The 3,245-nt window shown below is 70.3% G+C and carries 4 protein-coding genes; all 4 read left to right on the top strand.

Going from position 1 to position 3,245, the window contains the following annotated elements; all coding sequences use genetic code 11:
* Positions 1–145: 145 nt before the first annotated feature.
* The 4 genes from NMK44_RS41815 (at position 146) to NMK44_RS41800 (ending at position 3,124) form a co-directional block, all read left to right on the top strand.
* Positions 146–2,113, top strand: a complete 1,968-nt coding sequence (locus NMK44_RS41815) for a hypothetical protein (protein WP_254753387.1) — start codon at positions 146–148, stop codon at positions 2,111–2,113.
* A complete protein-coding gene (locus tag NMK44_RS41810) occupies positions 2,110–2,478 on the top strand; it encodes a hypothetical protein (protein ID WP_254753386.1) in 369 nt (122 codons plus the stop codon). Before NMK44_RS41815 ends, NMK44_RS41810 begins: the two co-directional genes overlap by 4 nt.
* Positions 2,479–2,538: 60 nt before the next feature.
* On the top strand, positions 2,539–2,697 hold the full coding sequence (locus tag NMK44_RS41805; protein WP_254753385.1) for a hypothetical protein: 159 nt from the start codon (positions 2,539–2,541) through the stop codon (positions 2,695–2,697).
* Positions 2,698–2,818: 121 nt separating this feature from the next.
* Positions 2,819–3,124: a hypothetical protein gene (locus tag NMK44_RS41800; protein ID WP_254753384.1), complete on the top strand. Its 306-nt coding sequence runs from the start codon at positions 2,819–2,821 to the stop codon at positions 3,122–3,124.
* Positions 3,125–3,245: the final 121 nt, after the last annotated feature.

The following is a 3,245-nucleotide window of genomic DNA, read 5'->3' as shown; positions in this document are numbered from 1 at the left end:
CGGCGGTGACGGGCGGTACGACGGAGGAACACGTCACGCGGGCCTTCGCGATGGCCTGCGAGGCGGGGTCGCGGCTGCGCGCGGTGGTGGCGGAGACGGCGGTACGGGTGGCGCTGGAATGCGCCCGGGAGAAGGGGACCCGTCCATGAGCGAGATCGGCGGCACGACCGACGCCCCGCCCCCGCCCCCTCCGCCCCCGCCCCCGGAGCCGCCGAAGGACGCGCCGCGGGACGGCGACGAACCGGAGACGCCGGCCGGGTCGGATTCCGGGAGCGGCTCCGGGGCGGCGGACGCCGACCAGCAGACACCGGAGGCCGAACCGGAGGACGACACGCCCACGCCCGAGCCCGCCCGCGAGGCGGACACCCCGCTCCAGCCCACGGCCGAACAGCCCCGGGACGGCGACCACGTCCCGGACGAACCTCCGCCCCTGGACGCACCCCGGGAGGGCGACACCCCGGAGCCGCCCGAGCCCGCAGCTCCCCAGGACCCGGCCGCGCCCGAAACGCCGGCAACGGACGCCTCGGCCCGCCACCAGCCCGACACCCCCTCCAAGGAGCCGACCGACCCCCCACCGCAAGAGCCGACTCCCGAAGAACAAGCCCCGGAACAGCCCGAGCCCCAGAAACAGGAGCCAGAACCCGAGGCGGAACCGGATCCCGAAGAAGAACTGGATCCCGAGCCGGAGTCGGAACCTGCGCCCGAACCGGAGTACAAACCTGAGCCGGAATCGGAGGCCGAGCCCGACACCGAACCGGCTCCGGAGGCAGAACCCGTGGCCGAGGCAGAGCCGGAGCCGGAGCGCGAACCCGAGCCCGAAGCCGAGTCCGAACCGGAGCCGGTATCCGAGCCCGAGCGGGAGCGGGACGCGGACGACGACGACCGCCCGGGTCCGGATGAGTCAGATCAACCGGACCGACCTGACGAGCCGCCAGTGGACGTGATCCAGGACCCGCCCGCGGACACGGACACGGACCGCCGGTCCACGCCTCCTGAGCGGCCCGACCATGCCACACCCGATCCCGATGCGCCGGACCAGCAGTCGGAAGAGAAGGGGGAGCAGCGGGAGCAGGTGGCGGCGGGAGCCGACGATTCCACGGTGGCGGACAAGGAGTCGGCGACGCAACCGCAGACCACGGCCGAACGTCTCGACCGGCAGCCGGAGTCCGATCGGCAAGGCTCGGACAACCCCGCCGAGGAAGGCGGACCAGGCCGGGACCGGACCGGCGAATCCGACCCGTCGAGCGGCGAGGCCACCGAGCAAGAACCCGCACAACCAGGTGACGACGCAGGCAGGCGCCCCGAGAGCTCCGGGGAACCACGCAGCCCCGATGGTCGCTCCGAGTCGCAGGAGCACCCCGACGGGAGTGACCCTGCGGCGGCATCGGGCGGCTCCGGCGCCGATAAGGGCATGAACGCCGCGGTGGAGGGCGTTGCCAAGATCGCGACGGCCGGGGTCAAGGCGGCCGCGGAGGTGACCGGCGCCATCGCGGCGGCCGTGGGGGCAGTGGTCTCCGAAGCCACCGCGGGCGCCGGGCCCAGCGGCGCGGCGTCCCCGGGCAGGAGCGAAAGGAGCGACCGGAGCCCTGGCCCCCGCGAGCCGGATCAGGGCCCCGACACTTCGCGCGGGAACGAGTCGGCAGACCCCGACGGCGGTGCGTCCGAAAGGGATGGCCGCGAGGGCGGTGACGGGGCTGGTGACGAGAACACCGACGCACCGACCGAATCCGGCGAGGAACGGGATCCCGGCGCGCTTTATCCGGTCGGGCATCTGGGAAATCAGAACGACACCAGCATCAGAGACGACACCTCCACGGACACGACCAGCAATCGCTATGGTCGAGACATAAACGTTTCAATACCCGAGGGGTACACCGCCAGAAATGCACCCGCCGAGATCATGGGCCGTCAATACAGCGGCCATGCGCTGGACCGGATGCAAGGTCGGGGATTCGTCCCTTCCATTGTCGAAAATACCGTGACAACGGGAGAAAAGGCTCCAGGCAGACACGAGGGCACGACCGTGCACTACAATCCCGTCGACCGGTTCTCCGTCATCACAAATACGGAGAACGGGCGCGTCATCACCGTAATGGGAGGCGATCGCAGGTGAATTTCTCGACCCCGGAGTCCCAGTGGTGGGTACCAGTCAAGGACAAGGCCCTGGGCGAGCTGAGGGCATTCCAGCAGGGACGGAAATCGGTCCCTGAATTGGCTGATTCCCTCATCGAAATGTCAGATGTTTTCCGCGAAAACGAGGCGGAGCTATCCCGCGTTTCTCCACCGCTTCCCAGGTCTCCCGATCAGTGGATTCGCGCATTCGACACGTTGTCAGGCGACGTGGAGGTCATTTCCTCCATCGCGCTCGACGAAGGATGGGTAGAGCTGCCGGACGGCGAGGCAAGCCGGGTAACAGACCTCGTCCAGGCCCTCGTGAATCTGGTCAACGAGCTGCCCAGCGGAGAAGGGCACGCCTGAATCGACTGGACTGCCGGCATTTCCGTACCCCTCACCGGCAGGGGGACGGCCTCCACCCGGATGGACAGTCTCGACGGCCAGGGCGTGGATGTCGCCCGCCTGCTTGCTGACGCGGCCGGAGTCGGCGTCGACCAGGCCGTGGCCGCCGTCCTCGCCACCGCACCCGCATCTGCGGTCGGCGCGTCGGGGCCGGAGGTGCTCCCGACCGCGCATCGCTGAGGCCCGCGATCCGTGGGCGCCGCCGCCGACCGCGGCGAAGACACCCGGACCCGCTCCGGCTCCAGGCCCGCCGACTGCTCCCGCGGCCCCCGCGCCTGCGCCCGTTGCGGAGGCGGTGGTGGTGAGCGAGGACGCGCGCCGCTGTTGGGGCCCGCTGACCGAGAGCCTCACCCGCTTCCCCACGAACCTCGACCTCGACCTCGGTGCCCGGGACAAGGCTCTTGAGCAGCTCGGTGTCCGGCCTGCCGTTCTCGCACGGATCGTGGCCACGGTCACGGACGTCTTGGGCGAGCGGGACGCGGGCCTTCTCGTGGGCGCCCGCCCCTGGCCGCTGCTGGCTGCCCGGATGCAGCAGATCGGCAAGAGCGACGGCCCGCAGGCCGTCGCCGACCACCTGACCCGCCTGAATACGGACGACTCCTACTGATCTTTTCGTAAGTTCAGTGGGTGTGCTGGCGTTGTGCGTGGGAGGCTTTCGGGGTGGCTTATCAACCCTCGCCTTCGGCTGCTGGCTCGTCTCTTCCTCCTTTGTCGCGGCCTCAGTTGGC

The sequence above is a fragment of the Streptomyces cucumeris genome (assembly GCF_024295805.1).
In the GTDB taxonomy this organism is placed as follows: domain Bacteria; phylum Actinomycetota; class Actinomycetes; order Streptomycetales; family Streptomycetaceae; genus Streptomyces; species Streptomyces cucumeris.
The sequence above is the reverse complement of the archived record's forward strand: the minus strand, read 5'-3'. Positions and strand labels throughout refer to the sequence as shown.

Bases quoted from the DNA above. Each gene is read 5' to 3' on its own strand.
- NMK44_RS41815 (WP_254753387.1), top strand. From the start codon at position 146: ATGAGCGAGATCGGCGGCACGACCGACGCCCCGCCCCCGCCCCCTCCG.
- NMK44_RS41805 (WP_254753385.1), top strand. From the start codon at position 2,539: ATGGACAGTCTCGACGGCCAGGGCGTGGATGTCGCCCGCCTGCTTGCT.